The 20,896-nt window shown below is 57.6% G+C and carries 21 protein-coding genes; 7 read left to right on the top strand and 14 right to left on the bottom strand.

The annotated features are described in order from the left end of the window. Window positions 1–104 precede the first annotated feature (104 nt). On the bottom strand, window positions 105–410 hold the full coding sequence (locus C1X29_RS15535) for a PepSY domain-containing protein (RefSeq protein ID WP_102687293.1): 306 nt from the start codon (window positions 408–410) through the stop codon (window positions 105–107). A gap of 138 nt (window positions 411–548) precedes the next feature. After that, window positions 549–1,673: a glycerophosphodiester phosphodiesterase gene (locus tag C1X29_RS15530; protein WP_102717828.1), complete on the bottom strand. Its 1,125-nt coding sequence runs from the start codon at window positions 1,671–1,673 to the stop codon at window positions 549–551. 217 nt (window positions 1,674–1,890) lie between these two features. Between C1X29_RS15530 and C1X29_RS15525 the strand changes: the two genes are divergently transcribed. Continuing rightward, the gene (locus C1X29_RS15525; RefSeq protein ID WP_085745148.1) at window positions 1,891–2,217 is read left to right on the top strand and encodes a DUF2025 family protein; all 327 of its coding nucleotides are present in this window, start codon (window positions 1,891–1,893) and stop codon (window positions 2,215–2,217) included. Between the two features lie 146 nt (window positions 2,218–2,363). On the opposite strand, the gene C1X29_RS15520 is transcribed toward C1X29_RS15525, so the two are convergent. Then, window positions 2,364–2,678: an antibiotic biosynthesis monooxygenase gene (locus C1X29_RS15520; protein WP_102717827.1), complete on the bottom strand. Its 315-nt coding sequence runs from the start codon at window positions 2,676–2,678 to the stop codon at window positions 2,364–2,366. Continuing rightward, window positions 2,675–3,382: a CTP synthase gene (locus tag C1X29_RS15515; protein WP_102717826.1), complete on the bottom strand. Its 708-nt coding sequence runs from the start codon at window positions 3,380–3,382 to the stop codon at window positions 2,675–2,677. The genes C1X29_RS15520 and C1X29_RS15515 overlap by 4 nt, the downstream gene beginning before the upstream one ends. 15 nt (window positions 3,383–3,397) lie before the next feature. Here C1X29_RS15515 and C1X29_RS15510 point away from each other — a divergent pair, with 15 nt between their 5' ends. Further along, window positions 3,398–4,339, top strand: coding sequence for a LysR family transcriptional regulator (locus C1X29_RS15510; RefSeq protein ID WP_102717825.1), 942 nt, complete (start codon window positions 3,398–3,400; stop codon window positions 4,337–4,339). 6 nt (window positions 4,340–4,345) lie between these two features. Here C1X29_RS15510 and C1X29_RS15505 read toward each other — a convergent pair whose 3' ends face one another. From C1X29_RS15505 to C1X29_RS15495, 3 genes are all read right to left on the bottom strand, one after another. Continuing rightward, a complete protein-coding gene (locus C1X29_RS15505) occupies window positions 4,346–5,665 on the bottom strand; it encodes a PAS domain-containing methyl-accepting chemotaxis protein (RefSeq protein ID WP_102717833.1) in 1,320 nt (439 codons plus the stop codon). Between the two features lie 174 nt (window positions 5,666–5,839). Next, window positions 5,840–6,892, bottom strand: a complete 1,053-nt coding sequence (locus C1X29_RS15500; RefSeq protein WP_102717832.1) for a diguanylate cyclase — start codon at window positions 6,890–6,892, stop codon at window positions 5,840–5,842. A 146-nt stretch (window positions 6,893–7,038) separates the two neighbouring features. Then, window positions 7,039–7,647: a TetR/AcrR family transcriptional regulator gene (locus C1X29_RS15495; protein WP_102717824.1), complete on the bottom strand. Its 609-nt coding sequence runs from the start codon at window positions 7,645–7,647 to the stop codon at window positions 7,039–7,041. A 213-nt stretch (window positions 7,648–7,860) separates the two neighbouring features. Between C1X29_RS15495 and C1X29_RS15490 the strand changes: the two genes are divergently transcribed. Beyond that, complete coding sequence (locus C1X29_RS15490) at window positions 7,861–8,913, top strand: MBL fold metallo-hydrolase (protein ID WP_102717823.1); 1,053 nt, start codon at window positions 7,861–7,863, stop codon at window positions 8,911–8,913. Between the two features lie 38 nt (window positions 8,914–8,951). On the opposite strand, the gene C1X29_RS15485 is transcribed toward C1X29_RS15490, so the two are convergent. Both C1X29_RS15485 and C1X29_RS15480 read right to left on the bottom strand, forming a co-directional pair. Then, entirely contained in the window at window positions 8,952–9,263 is a 312-nt protein-coding gene (locus C1X29_RS15485) for a hypothetical protein (protein ID WP_102717822.1), read from the bottom strand. A gap of 93 nt (window positions 9,264–9,356) precedes the next feature. Next, entirely contained in the window at window positions 9,357–10,124 is a 768-nt protein-coding gene (locus C1X29_RS15480) for a helix-turn-helix domain-containing protein (RefSeq protein ID WP_102717821.1), read from the bottom strand. Window positions 10,125–10,236: 112 nt separating this feature from the next. Between C1X29_RS15480 and C1X29_RS15475 the strand changes: the two genes are divergently transcribed. From C1X29_RS15475 to C1X29_RS15465, 3 genes are all read left to right on the top strand, one after another. After that, window positions 10,237–11,052, top strand: a complete 816-nt coding sequence (locus C1X29_RS15475) for a sulfite exporter TauE/SafE family protein (RefSeq protein WP_102717820.1) — start codon at window positions 10,237–10,239, stop codon at window positions 11,050–11,052. 55 nt (window positions 11,053–11,107) lie between these two features. After that, the gene (locus C1X29_RS15470; RefSeq protein ID WP_102717819.1) at window positions 11,108–11,827 is read left to right on the top strand and encodes a hypothetical protein; all 720 of its coding nucleotides are present in this window, start codon (window positions 11,108–11,110) and stop codon (window positions 11,825–11,827) included. 86 nt (window positions 11,828–11,913) lie between these two features. Continuing rightward, window positions 11,914–13,104, top strand: a complete 1,191-nt coding sequence (locus tag C1X29_RS15465) for a hypothetical protein (RefSeq protein ID WP_102717818.1) — start codon at window positions 11,914–11,916, stop codon at window positions 13,102–13,104. Window positions 13,105–13,107: 3 nt separating this feature from the next. Here the strand turns inward: C1X29_RS15465 and C1X29_RS15460 are convergent, their stop codons facing one another. The 5 genes from C1X29_RS15460 to C1X29_RS15440 all read right to left on the bottom strand — a co-directional run bounded on the left by C1X29_RS15460 (window position 13,108) and on the right by C1X29_RS15440 (window position 17,972). Beyond that, the gene (locus C1X29_RS15460) at window positions 13,108–14,094 is read right to left on the bottom strand and encodes a hypothetical protein (protein WP_102717817.1); all 987 of its coding nucleotides are present in this window, start codon (window positions 14,092–14,094) and stop codon (window positions 13,108–13,110) included. Window positions 14,095–14,201: 107 nt separating this feature from the next. After that, window positions 14,202–14,915 carry an HNH endonuclease gene (locus C1X29_RS15455; protein ID WP_102717816.1) on the bottom strand — a complete coding sequence of 238 codons (714 nt, stop codon included), beginning with the start codon at window positions 14,913–14,915 and terminating at the stop codon, window positions 14,202–14,204. A gap of 113 nt (window positions 14,916–15,028) precedes the next feature. Further along, a complete protein-coding gene (locus C1X29_RS15450) occupies window positions 15,029–15,559 on the bottom strand; it encodes a Bro-N domain-containing protein (protein ID WP_102717831.1) in 531 nt (176 codons plus the stop codon). A gap of 346 nt (window positions 15,560–15,905) precedes the next feature. Beyond that, window positions 15,906–17,156 carry a ribonucleotide-diphosphate reductase subunit beta gene (locus C1X29_RS15445; protein ID WP_007951068.1) on the bottom strand — a complete coding sequence of 417 codons (1,251 nt, stop codon included), beginning with the start codon at window positions 17,154–17,156 and terminating at the stop codon, window positions 15,906–15,908. Window positions 17,157–17,711: 555 nt separating this feature from the next. Further along, window positions 17,712–17,972, bottom strand: a complete 261-nt coding sequence (locus C1X29_RS15440) for a DUF2790 domain-containing protein (RefSeq protein WP_007912695.1) — start codon at window positions 17,970–17,972, stop codon at window positions 17,712–17,714. 451 nt (window positions 17,973–18,423) lie between these two features. On the opposite strand from C1X29_RS15440, the gene acs reads away from it, so the two are divergent. Beyond that, window positions 18,424–20,379 carry an acetate--CoA ligase gene (acs, locus tag C1X29_RS15435; protein ID WP_102717815.1) on the top strand — a complete coding sequence of 652 codons (1,956 nt, stop codon included), beginning with the start codon at window positions 18,424–18,426 and terminating at the stop codon, window positions 20,377–20,379. The last annotated feature ends 517 nt before the right edge of the window (window positions 20,380–20,896 follow it).

The following is a 20,896-nucleotide window of genomic DNA, read 5'->3' as shown; positions in this document are numbered from 1 at the left end:
GGTGAGGGGGTAGGGGCTGACTGACGAAACATGGTTTCAGCCAGACACCAGACACAAAAAAGCCGCACAACCCAAAAGTCATGCGGCTTTGTTTTATCAACCAATCAAGTGTCTTGCTTGTCGCTCAGCACCTTGCCAGTCGTTGCATCGAAGTCCACATCAAACTCCTTGCCATCAGCAGTACGCAACTCAACTTCATACTCATAACCATTGAAGTGGTTATCCAGGTCAGTGTCAGTAATGGTCGCACCCGGATGCAGTTTCAGCGCTTCTGCGTTCATCGATTCCAGCGACTTGATCTTGCCGGACTTGACCAGTTCAGGGATCTGGTCAACGCGAACGTCAGCCTGGGCCAGGCCAGCGGTGAGGGTCAGGGCGGCAGCGGTAAACAGGGCAGTCAAAGTTTTCATCGGTTATTCCTTTGGGTGATTCGTTTAAGTGAGTTCAGGTTAATCGCCGCAACTTAACTCACCCTTAAAACGCAGCGAGCAGGCCGGACTCCCCGAGGGAGCGAGCCTGCTCGCGATACTGACGCCCTGATTTACAAATCAGAAACCGTTGTTCTTCAACACCTGATCCACACTGGCGGCCGGGCGTTTGTAGAACTTCAGCAGTTCGCTGGCGCGGTTGGTGAAGATGCCGTCGACACCAGAAGTCATGACTTTCTCGAAGTCCACCGGCTCATCCACGGTGTAGACGTGCACCAGCAGGCCCTTGTCGTGTGTGTACTTGTTCATCCATGGCTGCACCAGATCCGAATAGCTCTGATCGCCGCCGTGAGTCAGCTTCGCCGAAGGGCCGGTGCCGATGGCGCCCTGTGCCTTGGCGTAGTCGATCCATTGCTTGAATTCGGCTTCGGATTTCGGCTCCTGCTTGCCGTAGAACGCGTTCTTGTCCTTCTCGCCGGATTCGGCAAAGGTCACTTTGGATTTCGGCTCGATGCTGCCTTCACCCACCCACAGCAACAGGATCTTCGGCACCTGCGGCATTTCCTTTTGCAGCATTTCCAGGCTGCTCTTCTCGAAGGTTTGCAGGATCACCTTGCCGTTGCTTTCGCCGACGCTGGCGGCGTTTTTAGCCGGTTTGGCGCCGGCCGGAACCAGCCAGCCGCGGGCCTGGAGTTTTTCCTTCAGGTCATGCTCGATCCCCGGGAACAGCTTCGGCTCCTTGGTTTCGATGTACAGGCCGGGTTTGTGCTTTGGGTTGGCCTGGGCGATGTCGATGATTTCGTCGAGGGTCAGAATCTTCAGGCCGACGTAGGACGGGCGCGCGCGATCCGGGTACTTGGCGTTGTACCAACTGCCGGCGTCGAGGGTTTTCAGTTCGGCCATGGTGAAGGCATTGGCCGGGCTGTCCTTGCGTTCCGGGAACTTGGTGGCGACGTCGGTGGTGCGCTGCAGATTGTCGTCGTGCAGGGCGAACAGCACGCCGTCCTTGCTGCGCTGCAGGTCCATTTCCAGGTAATCGGCCCCCAGGTCGCGCGCCAGTTTGTAGGAGGCGGCGGTGGATTCCGGGGCATCGAAGGACGCGCCACGGTGGGCGATCACTGCCGGGTGCGGAATGCCCTCGGAGGCAGCGAGCGCAACCGGGTTTGGCTGGCTGGCGGCGTGAGCCTGACCGAGGCCGAGCATCAGGCTCAGCAGCAGTGCGCTTTTGGTAAACGTGGCGGGCATGTCGAGGTCCTTTCGCAGGTATTTTCGAAGATGTCCCTTTTAGCAACTCAAACGAAAACGTGCTATCGCAAGACCGACATAAACGTACTGAAAGCGAAAATTTGCGCACTTTTGTGCGTTCGTTTGCAGTACGCTTGGCCACGGCAACCGCCCCGGCAGAGGGCGCGCCACCCATTGCCCTGCGTGTAGACCATCGATACTTTTCGTGAGGTTTACCATGCGCATCACATCGCAACTCATCTGCCAGGCCGCCGACGACCTCAAAGGCTTCGTCGGCCTCAACCGCAAGACCGGCCAGTACATCGTGCGCTTCAGTGAGGATTCGTTCGGCATGGACGTGGCCGATGACGGCATCATTCCGTGCAGCGAATTCGTCTGGGCACCGACCACCGAACAGACCATGACCCTCAAGCGCGAACTGATCCAGTTGCTGCTGGATCAGAACATCGATGACCGGATCAACATCACCGAGCCGTTGCGGGTTTACATGAGTAAACGCGAAGTGCCGGAGATTGAGGCGGTGCGTTGTCTGGTGAAGGGCTGAGGTTCTGCAGCGACTGTTCCGGCCTCTTCGTCGGAACGCCGCCCGGGGCAAGCCCGCTCCCACAGGTACAGTGTGATCTTGAGAGCAGCGCACTACCTGTGGGAGCGGGCTTGCCCGCGAAAGAGCCAGTGAGTACACCTCAATACTCACTGGCCGAACCGATACTCCCGCTCCACCCGACACACCCGCGTATGAAACGCCGAATACCACTCAGCCCGCCCGCGCGCCTGAATCACCCGGTGCTCCGGATGCTCGCGCCAGGCCAGAATCGCCGCCTCACTCTCCCAGTACGAAACCGTAATTCCCACCCCGTCTGCCCCCCGGATCGAATCGATGCCGAGAAACCCCGGTTGCTCGGCGACCAACTGCATCATGCGCTCGGACGCTTCGGTGTAGCCGTTGTCACCCTCGGTACGGGTCGAAGTGAAGATCACGGCGAAACACTCAGTGTTCGGTTTCATCGACATTGCTCCGAGCAGGCTTCAACAAATGCCCGCACCAGCGGCGGCAATTGCCCCTTGAGCGCTGCGCGTTCCGGTTGGAACAGTGTGGCGACGAAGAACACATGGTTTTTCAGTTCAATGGCGCGCAAGTCGCCTGACGAATCGTGACCTACGGCGTGTAGTTCATGGGTCAGCAACTCCCGTTCGAATTGCGGATTCACACCGTAGCGGCAGCGATAGCCTTCACGAATTTCCGACATTTCGTACGCACTGGCGATCAACGAACCGGGCACCAGATGAATGCTGTCCACCGCTTCCACTAGAGAGCAGGTCAGCGGTGTGAGCACTGCGCGGCTCGAGTCAGGCGAGGTTTCGCCATGTTCGGCGTCGGCCCAGCCCAGCACGTGGCGGGAAAACTCCAGCACCGCATGCTGAAAACCGCCGCAGGTGCCGAGGAAAGGGCGCTGCTGCTCGCGGGCAAAACGGATGGCTCGCAGGGCACCGTCTTCGCTTTTGTAGGGGCTGGCCGGGACACACCAGAAGCCGTCGAAATGTTCCAGCGGCGTCTCGGGCAGGATTCGGTCGGTGGCCAACCATTCGAATTCGACCGGACGGCGAAGGTGTTCCGCCGCCAGTCCTAGGGCAATCGGGATGGCCTGGTGGGCGGTGACTTGCGGATCGAAATCACCGATCAGGGCGATGCGCAGGGCTCTGGATTCCATGAGTACTCGCTGTGCTTGTTGAGGGATGACGCTCACTATAGATTGGCGTTCACGCACTCTAAATTGGCGTTTGCCCAAGTGATCAATGCAGCCACGCAATATCAACTCGACTTCCCGGATCTGGCCCTGATCCTCGCTTTAGTGCGCGGCGGCTCTCTGGCCCGGGCAGCGCAACTATTGAAGGTCGATGTTTCGACGGTGTTTCGCGCCGTGCGTCGACTGGAAGCTGCACTCGGCCAGCAACTGTTCGAAAAAAGCCGCGCCGGTTATTTGCCCACCAGCCTTGCGCAGACCCTGGCCGAGCAGGCCGAACGTGCCGAGCAGGCACTCGAAGCTGCGCGTATTGGTGTGGAGCAGGGCGGCGAAGTAGTCAGCGGCACGGTGCGCCTGACCTGTACCGATTCGGTGTTGCAAGGTCTGCTGCTGCCGGCGCTGGCGCAGTTCATGCCGAACTACCCGGCGCTGACCATCGAGCTGAGCACTTCCAACGATTTCGCCAACCTCAGCCGCCGCGATGCCGACATCGCCCTGCGCCTGACACGTACACCGCCGGAGCATCTGGTCGGACGGGAGCTGGCGAAGATTTCCTACCGGGTCTGCGCCAGTCAGCGTTATCTACAAAATGTCGAAGCGGCCGATCTGGCGGCGTTGACCTGGATCGCCCCGGACGACTTTCTGCCCGATCACCCGACCGTCGCCTGGCGCCGTCAGCAGTTGCCCGGTGTGACGCCGAGCTATCGCTGCAACAGCATGCTGTCCGTGACCGAACTGGTCCGCGCCGGACTGGGCGTGGCGGCGTTGCCGGACTTTCTCATCAATGAAGGGCTGCAGGCCTTGAGCGAACCCTTGCACGGTTACGACACCGCGCTGTGGCTGCTGACCCGCCCGGACTGCCGCGCGTTGCGCTCGGTGGTCACGCTGTTCGATGAACTGGGGCGGGCGTTGCGATTGCCGTGATCGTGTTTAACCCGGCGCGCGGTCATTGGCGAACATGCTCACGGCTTCCACCGCTTCGCTGGCGCCGTCACGGATCTGCAAAATCACCGTGCCGGCCTGATCCGCCAACTCAACACCTTGCGCTGCTCGCCCGCGGGTGCCGTCCATGCTCTTGATCGCCTGACGGGTTTCGGTCTGGATCAGGCTGATCATGTTGGAAATTTCCGCAGTGGAGCCGCTGGTGCGCGCTGCCAGCTGCCGCACTTCATCGGCCACCACGGCAAAACCGCGACCCTGCTCGCCGGCTCGGGCGGCTTCGATTGCAGCGTTCAGGGCCAAAAGATTGGTCTGATCGGCAATCGCGCGGATGGTGTTGACGATGGCGGTGATTTGCTCGGAGCGTTCGCCGAGCTGCGCGATCAAGGTTGAAGACTCGGCGATGTCGTCGGCAATTTCGCGCATTTCACTGGCCGCTTGCTGAATCACTTGCGTACCTTGCTCGGCGACTTTTCGGGTGGCCACCGAGATGTGATAGGCGGCGCTGGCACTGCGCGCATCCTGCTCGTGCTGCTCGACCCGAGCGGTCACGTCCGACGCGAACTTCACCACTTTGCACAAGCGGCCGGCAGCGTCATAGACCGGGTTGTAGTTGGCTTCAAGCCACACGGTCTGCCCGCGTTTGTCGACGCGCTCGAATTGGCCCTGAAACAGTTCGCCCTGATTCAACCGGCGCCAGAAATCCTGGTAGGCGCTGCTGTTGACCAGTTGTGCGGGGCAGAACAAACGGTGATGTTTGCCTTTGAGTTCGGCGAGGGTGTAACCCATGCGCGTCAGAAAATTCTGATTGGCGGTGAGGATATTGCCGTCGAGATCGAATTCGATCACCGCCATGGCGCGGTCGATCGCCTGCAATTTCGCATTGGCTTCGCTTTCCTGCTGCACTTTGGCAGTGACATCCATGGCGTACTTGACCACTTTCACCACGCGGCCCGAGTCATCCTTGATCGGGTTATAGCTGGCCTCGAGCCAGATCGGACGGCCCTGGCTGTCGATGCGTTCAAAGGTGCCGGACTGGAACTCGCCGCTTTTCAAGCGCGACCACAACTCGGTGTACTGATTGCCACGGGCAAACTCTGGCGAGCAGAAGTGGCGATGGGCCTGGCCGATCACCTGTTCGCGGGTGTAACCCATGGTTTTCAGGAAGTTGTCGTTGGCGCGCAGAACCACACCGTCGACGTCGAATTCGATCACTGCCATGGAGCGGTTGATCGCCTCCAGCAGGCCGGCTTGTTGGTTGATGGTGTTTTGGAGATCGACGAGGGCAGTCTTGTGGCGGTTGAAAATCATGTTCATGGCACTCTGGAAATAGGACTGAAGGTGGGGTCCCTGTTTCCGCGTCAGCCAGCCAGATATATCAATGGCTGGAAGCAGTGTGCCAGCATCCCGGCTGGCGGATTAACTTATACAAAACTTTATAAACTTGTACAAGAAATCGATTTTTCTCAATTTTGTACAAGTTTTTCAGGCGGGTGTTCGGCTCAACGCTACGCTGATTGTGTTACGTCCCATGTGCTTGGCCGTGTACAACGCCTTGTCGGACTCTTCGAACCACTCAAGGGCATCGGCGTAAGAGGTTTGATAGCGAGCAAGCCCGATACTCAGGCTGACCCGCAGCTCGGAAACGTCGGGATGGCGGTATCGATCCAGTGCCTGACGCAGTTGCTCCATCAGCGCTTCAGCCTTGCTCAGGGGCAGGTTGGGCAGGATCACGCAGAATTCATCGCCACCGTAACGCCCGGCCAGCTTGCTTTCGTCGAGTACGAATTTCAGCTCTTGGCTTAACTGCCGCAGCACCGCATCGCCGACGATGTGTCCGTAACTGTCGTTGATCGACTTGAAATGATCGATGTCGATCAGCGCCAGAATGGCTTGTGAGTTGTGTTGCCGGCACTGCTGGAACTTGAGGTGTAGCAGGTCTTTCCAGGCGCCGTGGTTGAGCAGGCCGGTCAGGCTGTCGGTGCGGCTCAGGGCGCTCAAGCTGCGTTTGTGCTCGGCGAGTTTGATCGCCAACCGGTAACAGACCATGCCCAGCGCCAGCGGATAAAGGGTCAGCATCGGCAGGCAGGCCCAGACCTGAGTCTGTGTGGCTATCAAGGTGAAATGGACGCCGAACAATGACCAGCCCAGCAGCACGCCGATCACCTGGGCGAGGGCGCCGAGCCAGAACAGGCGCACGCCACCGGCGGCCACGTTGTTCATGGTCATCATCGACAGGATGGTGACGGTAGTCAGCGGATTGAAATGAAAACACGCGGTCCAGAAACCGCCGCACACCGAGTCATAGAGCAGGTTGCGGCGTTCGGCGCGATAGGGGAAAGCCGAGCGGGTCGAACATTGATAGGCCACGTGCGGCCAGAGAAAACCATTGAACAGCAACAGCGCCCAGAGCCAGCCCGGCATGTTCAACGGATACAGCGCGGCGCCGACACTGAAGAAACCGATGCCCAGTCCGATGGCCCTTGGCAAGTAAATGCGCCTGGCGAATGACAAGCCTTTGCCGCGTTGGTTTTCCATGGTGTTCTGCGCCAGATTCATTCTGAAACACTTTGCAGTGTAATTCTTCAGACTGACCGTTCATCGGCCAATGACAGACATTGTCATTTATTCCAGCGGGAAAATTCAGTGTCCTTGTGAGCCATTTACCGTGGCGCAGGCCCAATCTAGAGCTGATAGCAAGCCAGGAACATGTCCAGTGCAGAGTCGACCACGACATTTTGCGCTGTGCTGTCGAGGGAGGGCTGGCCCATGGAGATCTGCGGCCAGAAGGCAAAGGTCTTCAGCAATCCCTGCACCTGATGCGCGGCGAACTCCGGATCGACCGGTTTCAGCCGACCGTCCGCCTGGGCGGCGCGAATCCACACCGTCACGCTTTCCTCACGTTCGCCCATACGCGCCACCATGTTCTGCGCGCGCTCCGGCGAATGGATCGCGGCCGCGATGGCGACACGGGCCAGATTCATGAAATTGTCGTCCGCCATCATTTGCAGTTTGGCCAACAGCATTTGGCGCAACTGCTCACGCAAAGGCAGATCGGGCTGATATGACACGGCTTGCTCGGTGCTGATCCGTGCCCACAACTGGTTGAGAATTTCGGCGAACAGCTCTTCCTTGCTCGGAAAATGGTTATACACCGTGCGCTTCGACACCCCGGCAGTGGCCGCAATCTTGTCCATGCTGGTGACTTCGAAACCGTTGGCCCGGAACTCGGAAATGGCCGCGAGGATAATGGCTTCGCGTTTGCGGTCGGTGAGGCGCGTTGGAGCTGTCATAAATTCGATTCGGCAGAAAAAGGGTGAAATTACACTCGGCAGTTTACTTGTCATCCGGTTTGTTGCAACCTAGAAACTACACCGCTCAGTGTAATGCTGGGTTAATCGGTGCAACCTAAAAACAGATGTCCGGCTGATGCGTGCGTGCTTTGGCCATTATCGTCCCACCGTGGAAAGCCGTGAATTGCGCGGTGTTTCCGGAGTCATTCAGTCATGGCCAAATCCATTGCTTCTGCGGGCAGTCAATCACCTGAACCTTCGCGTCAGGCCGAAGGCGTATTCCGAAACCACGCGCCGGTGCAGCGCGAAGGCCTGCGCAAAATGCTGCGGATCATGTGGAACATGATCTTCCACAAACCGCGCAACACCCGGCCGGCGGCCGCCATTCCGGTACAGCCCCTGAGCCGCGCCGACCTGATCGCGGCGCCGAACCACAGCGTTTATCGCCTCGGTCACTCGACCTTGTTGCTCAAACTGCAGGACAAGTTCTGGATCACCGACCCGGTGTTCGCCGAGCGTGCGTCGCCGGTGCAATGGGCCGGTCCGAAACGCTTTCACCAGCCACCGATCAGCATCGATGAATTGCCGCCGATCGAAGCGGTGATCCTGTCGCACAACCACTACGACCACCTCGACTATGAAGCGGTGCTGAAACTGGCAGACAAGGTCAACGTGTTCCTGACCCCGCTGGGCGTCGGCGACACCCTTATCAAGTGGGGCATCGATGCCAGCAAGATCCGCCAGTTCGACTGGTGGCAGGGCACAGAAGTCGCCGGCATCCGCTTCATCGCCACACCGTCGCAGCACTTTTCCGGGCGCGGCCTGTTCGATGGCAACCAGACCCTGTGGGCTTCGTGGGTCATCATCGACGGCGACAAACGCATCTTCTTCAGCGGCGACAGCGGCTACTTCGATGGCTTCAAACGCATCGGCGAACAGTACGGCCCGTTCGACGTGACCCTGATGGAGACTGGCGCCTATAACGTCGAATGGCCCCACGTGCACATGCAACCTGAGGAAACCCTGCAGGCCCACATCGATCTCAAGGGGCGCTGGCTGTTCCCGATCCACAACGGCACGTTCGACCTGGCGATGCACGCCTGGCATGAGCCGTTCGACCGCATTCTTGCGCTGGCCTGGGAACGCAGTGTTTCCATCACCACGCCGCAAATGGGTGAGGCATTCAACTTGGCACAACCCCAACGCGGGAATGCGTGGTGGTTGGCGGTTGAAGGGGAGAGTGAGGCGGTGGTCCAAGGGGCCTGACTCACTGGTGCAGGTTCGCCTCCATCAGGCGAACCGAATCACTCCGCCATCGCATAATCCCCACGCACTGATTCAGCTGTCGAACCATTGCTTGTCGATCGCCCCGGCGCAAACCCCGGAAAGAACACCAGCCCCTGCGCCTCAAACCGATAGGTCAACGCCAGCCGCACCGCATCCGCCACGTCCTGCTGCGCTTCGAATCGCTGAATGTCGTCTACTGAAACCTTGGCCTCTCGCGACAACTGTTCAATGCTCCAGCCCAACATCCCTCGGGCCTGGGCGCAATGCGTCGGGGTGAACTGGAAAAGGGCGATACGTTCGAGGATGAGGTTCATCGCTGAAGAGGCCATGGTGTGCTCCGGGCTCGAGAGTGCTGATGGAAAATGTACTGTTTTTTTGTACAGTTGTTTTCGGCCGGGATCAAACGCATTTTTTGATTTCCCCTAGTTCGCCGCCTCTAACCAGACGGACGGTGCCTGACCGAGGATGCGACGGAACATCGTCGAGAACGCCGCCGGGCTGTCATAGCCGAAATCCAGGGCAATCCGCGTCACCGCTTCACCCGCCGCCAGGCGTGCCAGCGCCAATACCACGCAGGCGCGCTGGCGCCATTGACTGAAACTCAGGCCGGTCTGCTGACGAAACAGTCTGTTGAAGGTGCGTAAGCTTACGTGCAGCTGATCGGCCCATTGTTGGGGTGATTGGTGGGCATTCGGCTGATGCAGAAAGGTCTGACACAGCTCAAGCAGTCGTCCGTCAGACGGCAGCGGGATATGCAACGGCAACGGTACACTGCGTACCAATTCATGCAGCAACAAGTCGACCAGCACGCCGTCACGCCCGGTCGGGTCATAGGTCAGCGGCAACTCCACGGCCTCCATCAGCAAGTGCCGCATCAGCGGCGACACACTGATCACCTGACAACGCTCACCCAGATCCACCGCCCCCGGCTCGATATACAAACTGCGAGTGCTGACGCCGAGCATCAACACCTCATGCGCCACCCCCGGCGGAATCCACACCGCTCGCTGCGGCGGCACCACCCAGTTGCCATCATGCGTGCTGACCTGCATCACCCCGGTCGCGCCGTACAACAATTGCGCCCGTCGATGCGTATGACGTGGCAACAGATAGCCGTGGGAATAATCCGTACCGATCGCCACCACCGGGCGCGGCGTGTCGTCCAGCAGATTGATCGAAACATTGCGCATTGAGCGGCACCCAGCAGTTGGCGTAAACGCAAACATTATTGGCCTGGTTACTGAGGCAGGCCAAGCGCCGCCGCTCTATCGTCGACCGCTCCCAAACAACGGACGATGCGCCATGTTCTACCTCCTGCTGACACTTTTCGGCTGCCTGACCGGCGTCACCGCCGTGCTCTTCGGCTTCGGCGGCGGCTTCGTCGTCGTCCCGCTGCTGTATCGCATGCTCACCGCCAGTCACGGCGCTGACGACCCGATCAGCCAATCCGCCATGCACATCGCCGTCGCCACCTCGACCTGCGTAATGATCGTCAACGCTCTGGTCGCCACCGACAAACATCGCCGCGCTGGCAACCTTATCCGTGATTACCTGTGGCCCTTGGGCGGGTTCATCGGGTTGGGCGCGGTCGTCGGCGCAATCGCAGCGGTGTGGGTCAGCGGCGAAGTCATTCGTTATGCCTTCATCGCCTACCTCGGCGTGACGATTGTCGACTGCCTGCTGCGACGCGGATTTCTTACGCAGTCCGAAGGCGCCATCCCACGGCGATTGGGAACACTGGAAACGTCCGGCGGCGGTGTAGGCATTGGCGCCATCGCAACCTTTCTCGGCGTAGGAGGAAGCGTCATGACCGTGCCGTTATTGCGGCGTTGCGGGTTGAGCATGTCGCAGGCAACGTCGATGGCCAATCCGTTGAGCGTGCCGGTGGCACTGGCGGGCACCCTGACTTACATGGCGCTGGCCGGTTTCAGCGAGACCGACTTGGGGCCATGGTTTGTCGGGTATGTGGATCTGCTGGCGTTTGCGGTGCTGACGCTCGGATCGTTGCTGGGGATTCGACTTGCCACGCCGTGGATCGGGCGGATACCGGATCGGGTGCATGCTTGGGTTTATATTGGATTGTTGGTTATTGTGATGTTGGGAATGTCGATGAAGTAATCGTCTACCGACAGACCCATAATCCATCGTCCCCAGTATTTATCAGAGATCAAGGATGCTGATCTTCAATTGCACCGAAGCTGCCAGCAAGTTCTTCAGTCGTGTCCACCAGGGCAAAAAGATCACCCCGGTGGATTTCGCCCCGCCGTCATCAACCATCGAAGATGATGAGATGGACAGTGGTGTCGAACAGTGGCTGGTGCATGCGATCACCGTGCAACGAAAGCATGTGCTGTTCGCCATGCATATCAAGACTCGCTATTGCATGGTTTTCGCCGACATGAAAAAGGCCGATCTGAATGCATTTGTGGGGCAATTCGCTGATCGCTGGTTCAACGGTGTCATGCTTCATGCAACCCATCACGGACTCTCCGAGTGGATTGATATCGAACCGTTGATTGAGCGATTCCAGTGGATGTGTCGACCGCAGCAGTTCTATCGCCGCAGCCATCGCAGCGCACAAAAACACATCGATGAAATTGCCTGGGTCTTCCAGGACAAGGCCGCAGGGGCCGGTTGTTTACCGCCTGATGAAGTCGCAGCCATGGTGTTCGACGCGCAGATGAACGACACCCCGAGAAACAGCAAGGGCGCCAAGGGTTACTACTACCCGGATGAGGAGATGACCGTTCATTGGCTTCATCGTTATTGCGCTCTGGATGAGGACGAAGTTCAAGCGGCAAAGACGCGCCGCATGCAAGTGTATCGGGAGATAGCAGCAGTCGAGCGCGAAGCCTGGCTGGAAGAGTACAACCGACAAAACTCGATTACTTAAGCCACCCCCGCCATAATCCGCCCCGCATTCACTAGCGCCGGCACTCACGTCCCGGCGCGACCTCCGACTCACTCAGGGATCGATCCATGCTCAAGGGACTGTTGCGCCTGGCGCCATACGCCGCCGTGCTGTTTTCACTGCTTTCCACCGCTCAGGCTGACGACGGCAGACGTGTGTTCACCGGTACGCTGGGCAAGACGCCGATTGTGGTCGAGATTAATACCCAGAATCCGGATGAAGTGACCGGTCGTTACTTCTACGAGAAATACCATCGGGACCTGCCCCTCAGCGGGTCATTGCAGGACAGCACTCTGACGCTGGTCGAAGGCAACAATCGCTACAGCGACGACAAGCCACTGCCAACTTTGAAACTGGAAGAAACTGCCACTGGCTGGCAGGGCGAGTGGCAAAGTCCGAAGGGCAAGAAGCTTTCAGTGCAACTTTCCGAGGCCAGGCTTCCAGCGCCGACAACTTCTACGCTGCCCTTTATCGCCGCGCTGCCAAACGGCGAGCCGTATGAATATTTGCGACTACAGGGACTCAAGCTCAAACCGCTGAAGAAACAAGACTTCATGGGTTACACCCTGCAATGGTGGACAGAGCCGGAGTCAAAGATTTCGCTGTTCAGCGTAGAGTCCGATCTGCCAAAAGACGATCTGCAACGGGTTAACCAACAGTTGCTTGGACGGTTGTGGAATGAGGTCATCCGCTATCACGGTTGCCAACTGCAGGGCGGGGAATACGTCGAGTTCATGCAGGACGCAGAGCCCAAAATGATTTCGCCAGCCGTGGTCAGCCTGAACATCTCGACCAGCTATTTCTGCGGTGGCGCGCATCCGGACTTCGGTGATTCACCCCTCAACATTGATGTAAGCACAGGCCATCCGTTATCACTCGAAGATGTGTTGTGGGTAGGTGAGGGCAAGCCACTGCTGCATGCCGAACGAGACAGTCTGGGTGACAAACCCTTGAGCCAAGCCGAAAGTGACGCGCGTTATCAGTATGAAAACAAAGACCTGGTGCCTTGGCTGATCAAGCAATTCACCGCCCTGTACCCCGCAGAAATGAAGAAACCGACGCAAGATGACGATTGCGACTTCACGGAAGAAAGCGTTTGGGGTTCTTCGCCGTGGTACTTCACTGCGAAAGGCTTGTACCTGGGCGCCTACTTCGCCCGCGTTCAACGCTCTTGCGATAGACCAGACTGGTCAGTCCTGCCGTACTCCCTGATCAAGCAACACCCCGGCGCCGTCAAACTGCAACTGCCCCAAGGCTGACCATCACGCCAGACCTGGCGCTTCACGAATAATGAAGTGATCCAGGTTCTCGATATTGGCATTGAAGACCTCGAAAGGCTTTTCGGGGTTCTTCTTGCCCGGCACCTGCTTCAACTCCGGCGTCACACCATAGAAGAAACAGAACAACTCCTTATCACTGTCGATCGCGTGCTTGATCTCTTCCAGAAACGCCTTGCGCTTGCGGTAGTTGTCGATCAGCTTCTTGTTGAGATAGACACTGACCGGATAAGGCTTCTTCTTGCTGTCATCCGGCTTCTTGAACCAGACCTTGTCCTCGAAATCGATCCGGAAACTGGCGCTGTGGAAGTCCTCGATCTTCTTGATCCGGCCCCAGTAAATCAGCCCCTTGTTGTCCATCAAGTACTCGATCTTCTTGAAGAACGAACTGTACGGCGCCGTATGCTCGCCAATCTTCAACGGCATGCGCTTGAGCAAATCCTTGTCCGCGAAGTTCGACACAAAACACTCCACGGGGTGAGCGAAGACACTGGTCTTGTCCGGCGCCGTCTCGCGACTCGGCGATTCTTTTGAGGGATTAGTCGCCACTCGCACCGGATCATCCCGCAACACATCCGCCGCCCCCGCAGGCGCGGCAGGCTTGCGCACATACTCACGGCGTGTCAGCAACAACTCCGACGGAAAATGCTCCTCCCGCCCGTCATCCAATTCCCCATCCGCCGCCTCAACCCCCGACGCCGACGTCTTCAAACTCACATACGGACAACCCGCCACATGCTGCGTACCGGGCAGATTCTTGAAGTGCGGCGTGCGCACGTAATTCACGTTCTTGGCATTGAACGTGCCCAACTCGTTGGAAGCATCGAACGCCGAACGACAGGCGTCGTTGGGGCACTGGAAGTGTTCCTTCGCGGAGTCGAACGCCACCGTCTCATCGAAATTGAGATCGCGAACGTCATAGATCGACAGTTTGTCGTCGAGGCTGAGGCAGTAGGCGAGGTCGAATTTCATGGTGGGGCTCGGGTCCTTGAGTGGGGGGAGGGGATTTTGTGAGGCTGCCCCAAAACGGACAACTGGGTTAACGAGTTCTAATTGGCTGACTGCCGAATACCCTGTAGCTATTCGGCCTCTAATCCCTCGACGCTACTATAAAACTTAGCAGTGAACTCATCTTTGTCGCTCGAGTAATGGCAACGTCGATGGCAGTTTGGGCAAAGGGCTACTGCGTTGCTTGTACGGTCTGTCCCGCCGTTAACAAGATGTTTCAAATGATGAACTTCAAGAAATGGTTTGCCATCAGCATCCTGGAATGGCGCTTTTTGGCCACATCCTTCGCAAATGCCCTGAGAGCGTTTTAGAACCCATTTTTTCACATTTAATTTGCGCGAAAGCCTAACTACCGTCGCGTTAGTCTGCTTCGGGTTTAATACACCCGGGGGCGCATCATTCAACTCAGGAGCGGAAGGTTCGACCAGCCGGAGTCGAGTCAGCTGAGTACCTCCTCGTGAGCTGTTTCTTATCGCTTCCATGTCTTTTTTAGCCAGGATCTTTTTGATACGCGTAATGACACCGGAGCCGAGATTTTTCGCCGAAACATAGCCTGTAATTCTCGGCAGCCCCAATAAATCCATCACAGCAGAGATGTTCTGCATGCGGTACTCGACTGACGAGGCGCTGCGTTTGCTCAGCGGGCCTTTTCGCAAGAGTCGATTCTCGTCCGCTTTATTGAATGGCTGATTTTGTTGTTCAAGAACCAGCATTTTCAGATAAGCGTCTACGGAAGCTTCTAACTCCTCATCACTCCAGCCAGTTTTTTCTTTCGAGGTGTCCATACAGTCGCCGAGGGTTGAAAACCCTCGGACGATACTGAGTGGCCATTACAGATGTCTACGAAAATTCCTACATAAAATAACGACGGATCTCGCGAAGTCCTACAGCAGCATCACTAACCCATTGAGGGCCCCGAAGACCGAAACACCTGCGCAACCTTTCTCCACCAATGCTTCTCCGGTGTCCGCCGTTGCGTCTGATCATTCAGCAGATAAGGCATATCCCGCAGCCGAATCCAGCCTTCATCCTGCCAATGCAGCAGACTCAACGACATCTCCGGCCAATCCAACAAACTCAACTTCGGCCGATCTGAATGTTCCGAGTGTTCTGCATCACGCAAGGCCGGCACCACCTGCAGAGTTAACCATTCCCGTAACAACCGGTTCCCCGGGACGTAGTGATACACCAGCAGCGCATACACACCGGACTCGCTGATCATCAGTTGCTTTTCGGGTTGCCGAAAATACTCAATCCACAAAACGCGACGCTGATCCTTATCTAGCTTGTTGACCATGCGTTCGCACAGATGGACACCCATCAAACGACCCACATCGCGGGCACAGAACCACGTTTGGTTTTCGAGCAGAAGGGCATGTAGAGCGAGGTTGTGACGCGAGAAGACTGTTACAGAAAAAGGATCGGGCATATCCATTACCTCTACGTTTAGATTTTTGGAGGGCCTGACCCCAACGTAGAGTGGGCTTAAGAAATCCCAACGAGCGAGGCAGCTCCACCGACGGCATACGCGTCTGTGTGACTGATCAAGCTTTCTACGTTGGGTGTTTCTTAGGCACCTGCAATTGAGCTTAGAGGTGCTTGCAGTTGGCTTCAATGCGAAGCGGCTGTAAGTGCTGTAGGAGATTGAACTCTGCAATGTAGGGTCTGAAAGGACAACCAGCCGCCCATAAAAAAGCCCCGATCAAATCGGGGCTTTTTGCTTTCTTAATTCGACGACTCAAGCAGCAATCGTCAAATCGTGGCGAGCGAGACTATCAATCCCAGCTCAACGCACCACCAGTTTGGTATTCGATCACACGAGTCTCAAAGAAATTCTTCTCTTTCTTCAAGTCCATGATCTCGCTCATCCAAGGGAACGGGTTAGTCGTCCCTGGGTACTCTTCCTTCAAACCGATCTGCGACAGGCGACGGTTGGCGATGAACTTCAGGTAGTCCTCCATCATCGCTGCGTTCATGCCCAGTACGCCGCGAGGCATGGTGTCGCGGGCGTATTCGATTTCCAGCTGGGTGCCTTGCAGGATCATCTGCGAAGCTTCTTCCTTCATTTCGGCATCCCACAGGTGTGGGTTTTCGATTTTGATCTGGTTGATCACGTCGATGCCGAAGTTCAGGTGCATGGATTCGTCGCGCAGGATGTACTGGAACTGCTCGGCGACGCCGGTCATTTTGTTGCGGCGGCCCATGGAGAGGATCTGGGTGAAGCCGCAGTAGAAGAAGATGCCTTCCAGAACGCAGTAGTAGGCGATCAGGTTGCGCAGCAGTTCTTTGTCGGTCTCTACGGTGCCGGTGTTGAATTCCGGGTCGGAGATGGCGCGGGTGTATTTCAGGCCCCAGGCGGCTTTTTTCGCGACCGATGGGATCTCGTGGTACATGTTGAAGATCTCGCCTTCATCCATGCCCAGGGATTCGATGCAGTACTGGTAGGCGTGGGTGTGGATCGCCTCTTCGAATGCCTGGCGCAGGATGTACTGGCGGCATTCCGGGTTGGTGATCAGGCGGTACACGGCCAGGGCCAGGTTGTTGGCAACCAGGGAGTCGGCGGTGGAGAAGAAGCCGAGGTTGCGCATCACGATGCGGCGCTCGTCGTCGGTCAGGCCTTCCGGGTTTTTCCAGAGGGCGATGTCGGCGGTCATGTTGACTTCTTGCGGCATCCAGTGGTTTGCGCAGCCGTCCAGGTATTTCTGCCAGGCCCAGTCGTACTTGAATGGCACGAGCTGGTTGAGGTCGGCGCGGCAGTTGATCATGCGCTTTTCGTCAACGGCGACACGGGCGGCGGAGCCTTCGAGTTCGGCGAGGCCTTCGGCAACGTCGAGGGAATCCAGTGCAGCCTTGGCGCGAGCCACGGCGGCCGAGTCTTCGGCGGTCACGGCGCGGGCTTCGAGGGCGGCGGCACCGCCGGCGCTGTCGAGGCGGTCCATGTTGGCTTCGCTAGCGTGGCCGGCGTTGGCGCCTTTCACTGCTGCTACTTCACTGTCTTCTTTGTCGAATTCGTCCCAGCTCAGCATGACGTGTCGTCTCCTGCGTGAGGGCCTGTGCCCGTGTGAAAACTGATTGGTTGGTTTTTCACACGGCCGTACAGGCCGCGTTGGATGTCGTTTTTTGCAGCGGTGCTACGCAGGCAATAAACAGAAAATTTTTACGGGTTTCCGAGAGCCTCTGACGGGCGCAGGTCAGCGTTGTCGCTGCTGCGGGGCTTCAGAATGGCTTTGATCCCTGTAAGGGAATATTGCTGACCCGATTAGGGCGGCATTATAGGGAAAAAAACACGGGCGTGGGGGAGGGCGAAACAGCGCAGGGCGGTCGAGCGCAGGGGTGATTTCGATCGGAGCGAGGGTTTACAGGGCTTTCGCCGGGATTGGCCCCGGAGAAAATTTTTTCATTAATTTTTTGGCGTGTGATTGATTGCTCAAAAAACGAGCAAAAAACCGCGTTTTTCACTATATCTTGTGTTTTGCAACCCTTTTGCGCCGCTTCAAACACAACTGAGCCCGACCGAAGCCGGGCTGGAATCGACTCTCGATGTTGCGCTGAGTGATCCGATTCGGTGCAGTCTCAACGCATCAATTGGTGCAGCCGTTACCCATGATGCTGTAACGCAGAATGTGACGCTGACCCTTGGAGTCGTCGTACTCCATTTTCGCCGGAACAACTTCGCAGACATTCGGAACTTCGCTCATGGAAACAACTTTGGCGATGTCCAGGTGAGTGGAGTAAGTGTATTCCTCGATAACCGGTTGTTGCTGTGCGACATCAGTCGGAACCTCGTCTGCCATGGCGGTTGCGCACAGACTGCTGAGGGCCAGAACCAATAAAGCTTTCATTTGAATTTACCTTCTTGAGGTCGAGTGGGGTCACGCAACCTTTTTGGGGTTGCGTGTGGAACTTCATCGTTTGGTTTGTTACTTCAGAGCTGGATTAACGGCCTTCGTGGGGGCTGTAACGTTGTTAATCGCTTTGCCTTGTCGGCGAGGTGAATTTTAGGGAGGCGGGGTAGGGGTAAACAGACCCGGTTTTGATAAACACCTTTGGCAGATTTGGTAACAATCGCTGGATATCTTCATTGCCAGTGCAGTGGCTTTCCCGGGAAATCGAGTCGTCTGAATCGCTGGCAGGCCAGCTCCCACAAGGGTTGCGGGGTTTGCTTCAGGAGTGTCTGTGGCATTTCTGGATGTTTTGTAGGGGCTTGTTACTACCATCGTCGAATGGTTCTATACGGGCGCCCCGGCTACAACAGGGTCATACAAAAACAACTATTACACCGAGGTAGGAAAGATGAGTGCGGCTTCCCTGTATCCCGTTCGTCCCGAGGTTCTGGCCAATACGCTGACCGACGAGGCGACCTACAAAGCCATGTACCAACAGTCAGTCGTCAACCCTGACGGTTTCTGGCGCGAACAAGCCAAGCGCCTCGACTGGATCAAGCCTTTCACCACGGTGAAACAGACTTCGTTCGACGATCACCATGTCGACATCAAGTGGTTTGCCGACGGCACCCTGAACGTTTCCTACAACTGCCTCGACCGTCATCTGGCCGAGCGCGGCGATCAGGTCGCCATCATCTGGGAAGGCGACGATCCTTCCGAAAGCCGCAACATCACCTACCGCGAACTGCACGAACAAGTGTGCAAACTCGCCAACGCCCTGCGTGGCCAGGACGTGCACCGCGGCGATGTGGTGACCATTTATATGCCGATGATTCCCGACGCCGTGGTCGCCATGCTGGCCTGTACCCGGATCGGCGCGATTCACTCGGTGGTGTTCGGCGGCTTCTCGCCGGAAGCCCTGGCCGGTCGCATCATCGACTGCCGCTCGAAAGTGGTGATCACCGCTGACGAAGGCATCCGTGCCGGCAAGAAGATTTCCCTCAAGGCCAACGTCGACGACGCCCTGACCAACCCGGAAACCAGCAGCATCCAGAAAGTCATCGTGTGCAAGCGCACCGGCGGCGACATCAAGTGGAACCAGCATCGCGACATCTGGTACGAAGACCTGATGAAAGTGGCGGGCACCGTCTGCGCGCCGAAAGAGATGGGCGCCGAAGAAGCGCTGTTCATCCTTTATACCTCCGGCTCCACCGGCAAGCCGAAGGGCGTGCAGCACACCACCGGCGGTTATCTGTTGTACGCGGCCATGACCCACGAGCGCGTGTTCGACTACCGTCCGGGCGAAATCTACTGGTGCACCGCTGACGTGGGCTGGGTCACCGGTCACTCCTACATCGTCTACGGCCCGCTGGCCAACGGCGCGACCACGCTGCTGTTCGAAGGCGTGCCGAACTATCCGGACATCACCCGGGTGGCGAAGATCGTCGACAAGCACAAGGTCAACATCCTCTACACCGCGCCGACCGCGATCCGCGCGATGATGGCCTCCGGCACCGCCGCTGTTGAAGGCGCGGACGGCAGCAGCCTGCGTCTGCTCGGTTCGGTGGGCGAGCCGATCAACCCGGAAGCCTGGGACTGGTATTACAAGAACGTCGGCAAGTCCCGCTGCCCGATCGTCGATACCTGGTGGCAGACCGAAACCGGCGGCAACATGATGAGCCCGCTGCCGGGCGCCCATGCGCTCAAACCAGGTTCGGCCGCACGTCCGTTCTTCGGTGTGGTGCCGGCGCTGGTGGACAACCTCGGCAACATCATCGAGGGCGAGGCCGAAGGCAATCTGGTGATTCTCGATTCGTGGCCAGGTCAGGCGCGCACCCTGTACGGTGACCATGACCGTTTTGTCGACACCTACTTCAAGACCTTCCGTGGCATGTACTTCACCGGTGACGGCGCCCGTCGCGATGCCGATGGTTACTACTGGATCACCGGTCGCGTGGACGACGTGCTCAACGTGTCCGGCCACCGCATGGGGACTGCCGAGATCGAAAGCGCGATGGTCGCTCACCCGAAAGTCGCCGAAGCGGCGGTGGTCGGTGTGCCGCACGACATCAAGGGGCAGGGCATTTATGTTTATGTCACCCTGAAGAACGGCGAAGAACCGAGCGAGCAACTGCGGCTGGAACTGAAGAACTGGGTGCGCAAGGAGATCGGGCCGATCGCTTCGCCGGACGTGATCCAGTGGGCGCCGGGGCTGCCGAAGACCCGTTCGGGCAAGATCATGCGCCGCATCCTGCGCAAGATCGCTACCGCCGAATACGAAGGCCTGGGCGACATCTCCACCCTGGCCGATCCGGGTGTGGTGCAGCATCTGATCGATACGCACAAGACCATGAACGTCGCCTAAGCGGCGGGTCTGAAGGCTGAAAAGCCCCGTCCGGCATTGCGCCGGGCGGGGCTTTTTGTTTTCCAATAATTATCGAATTGCTCCGTCAGCCCATTCCCACTGTTACCCGTCCGCCTTCAAGTAACTGAATGTGTAACCGCCCGCTCCACAACGGGGCATCCGGAAACGCATCGCCCCGTTTTAGAGCCTCAAAACACCCTGTGAAAAATAAGACATAACCCCGCGCTTGCCGGATTAGAAGGGTTTGCGAATAATAGGCCCGCAATTTGCAGCATAGATCGGTTCACTGTCTTTCGCTCTTGCATGAAATTGCAGGGCTGTCAATGTGCTCAAGCGGGTTTCTCGGTGCATCTGTAATTAGTTGTCGCATTGAAGAAATATCGGCTTCGGGCCTGTCGTTAGAATGCCGATCACTCGCTCGTCGTGGCTTGCGTTGAAGCCTTCGCGGTTTTGACTGGAAATGTCCCACGCACGCAGCAACCGATTTCGTTACACCCATTCGCATATTGGGCTGTCG

This window comes from Pseudomonas sp. GW456-12-10-14-LB2 (genome assembly GCF_002884345.1).
Lineage (GTDB): Bacteria > Pseudomonadota > Gammaproteobacteria > Pseudomonadales > Pseudomonadaceae > Aquipseudomonas > Aquipseudomonas paraglycinae.
This window is presented reverse-complemented; position numbering and strand designations above follow the sequence as displayed.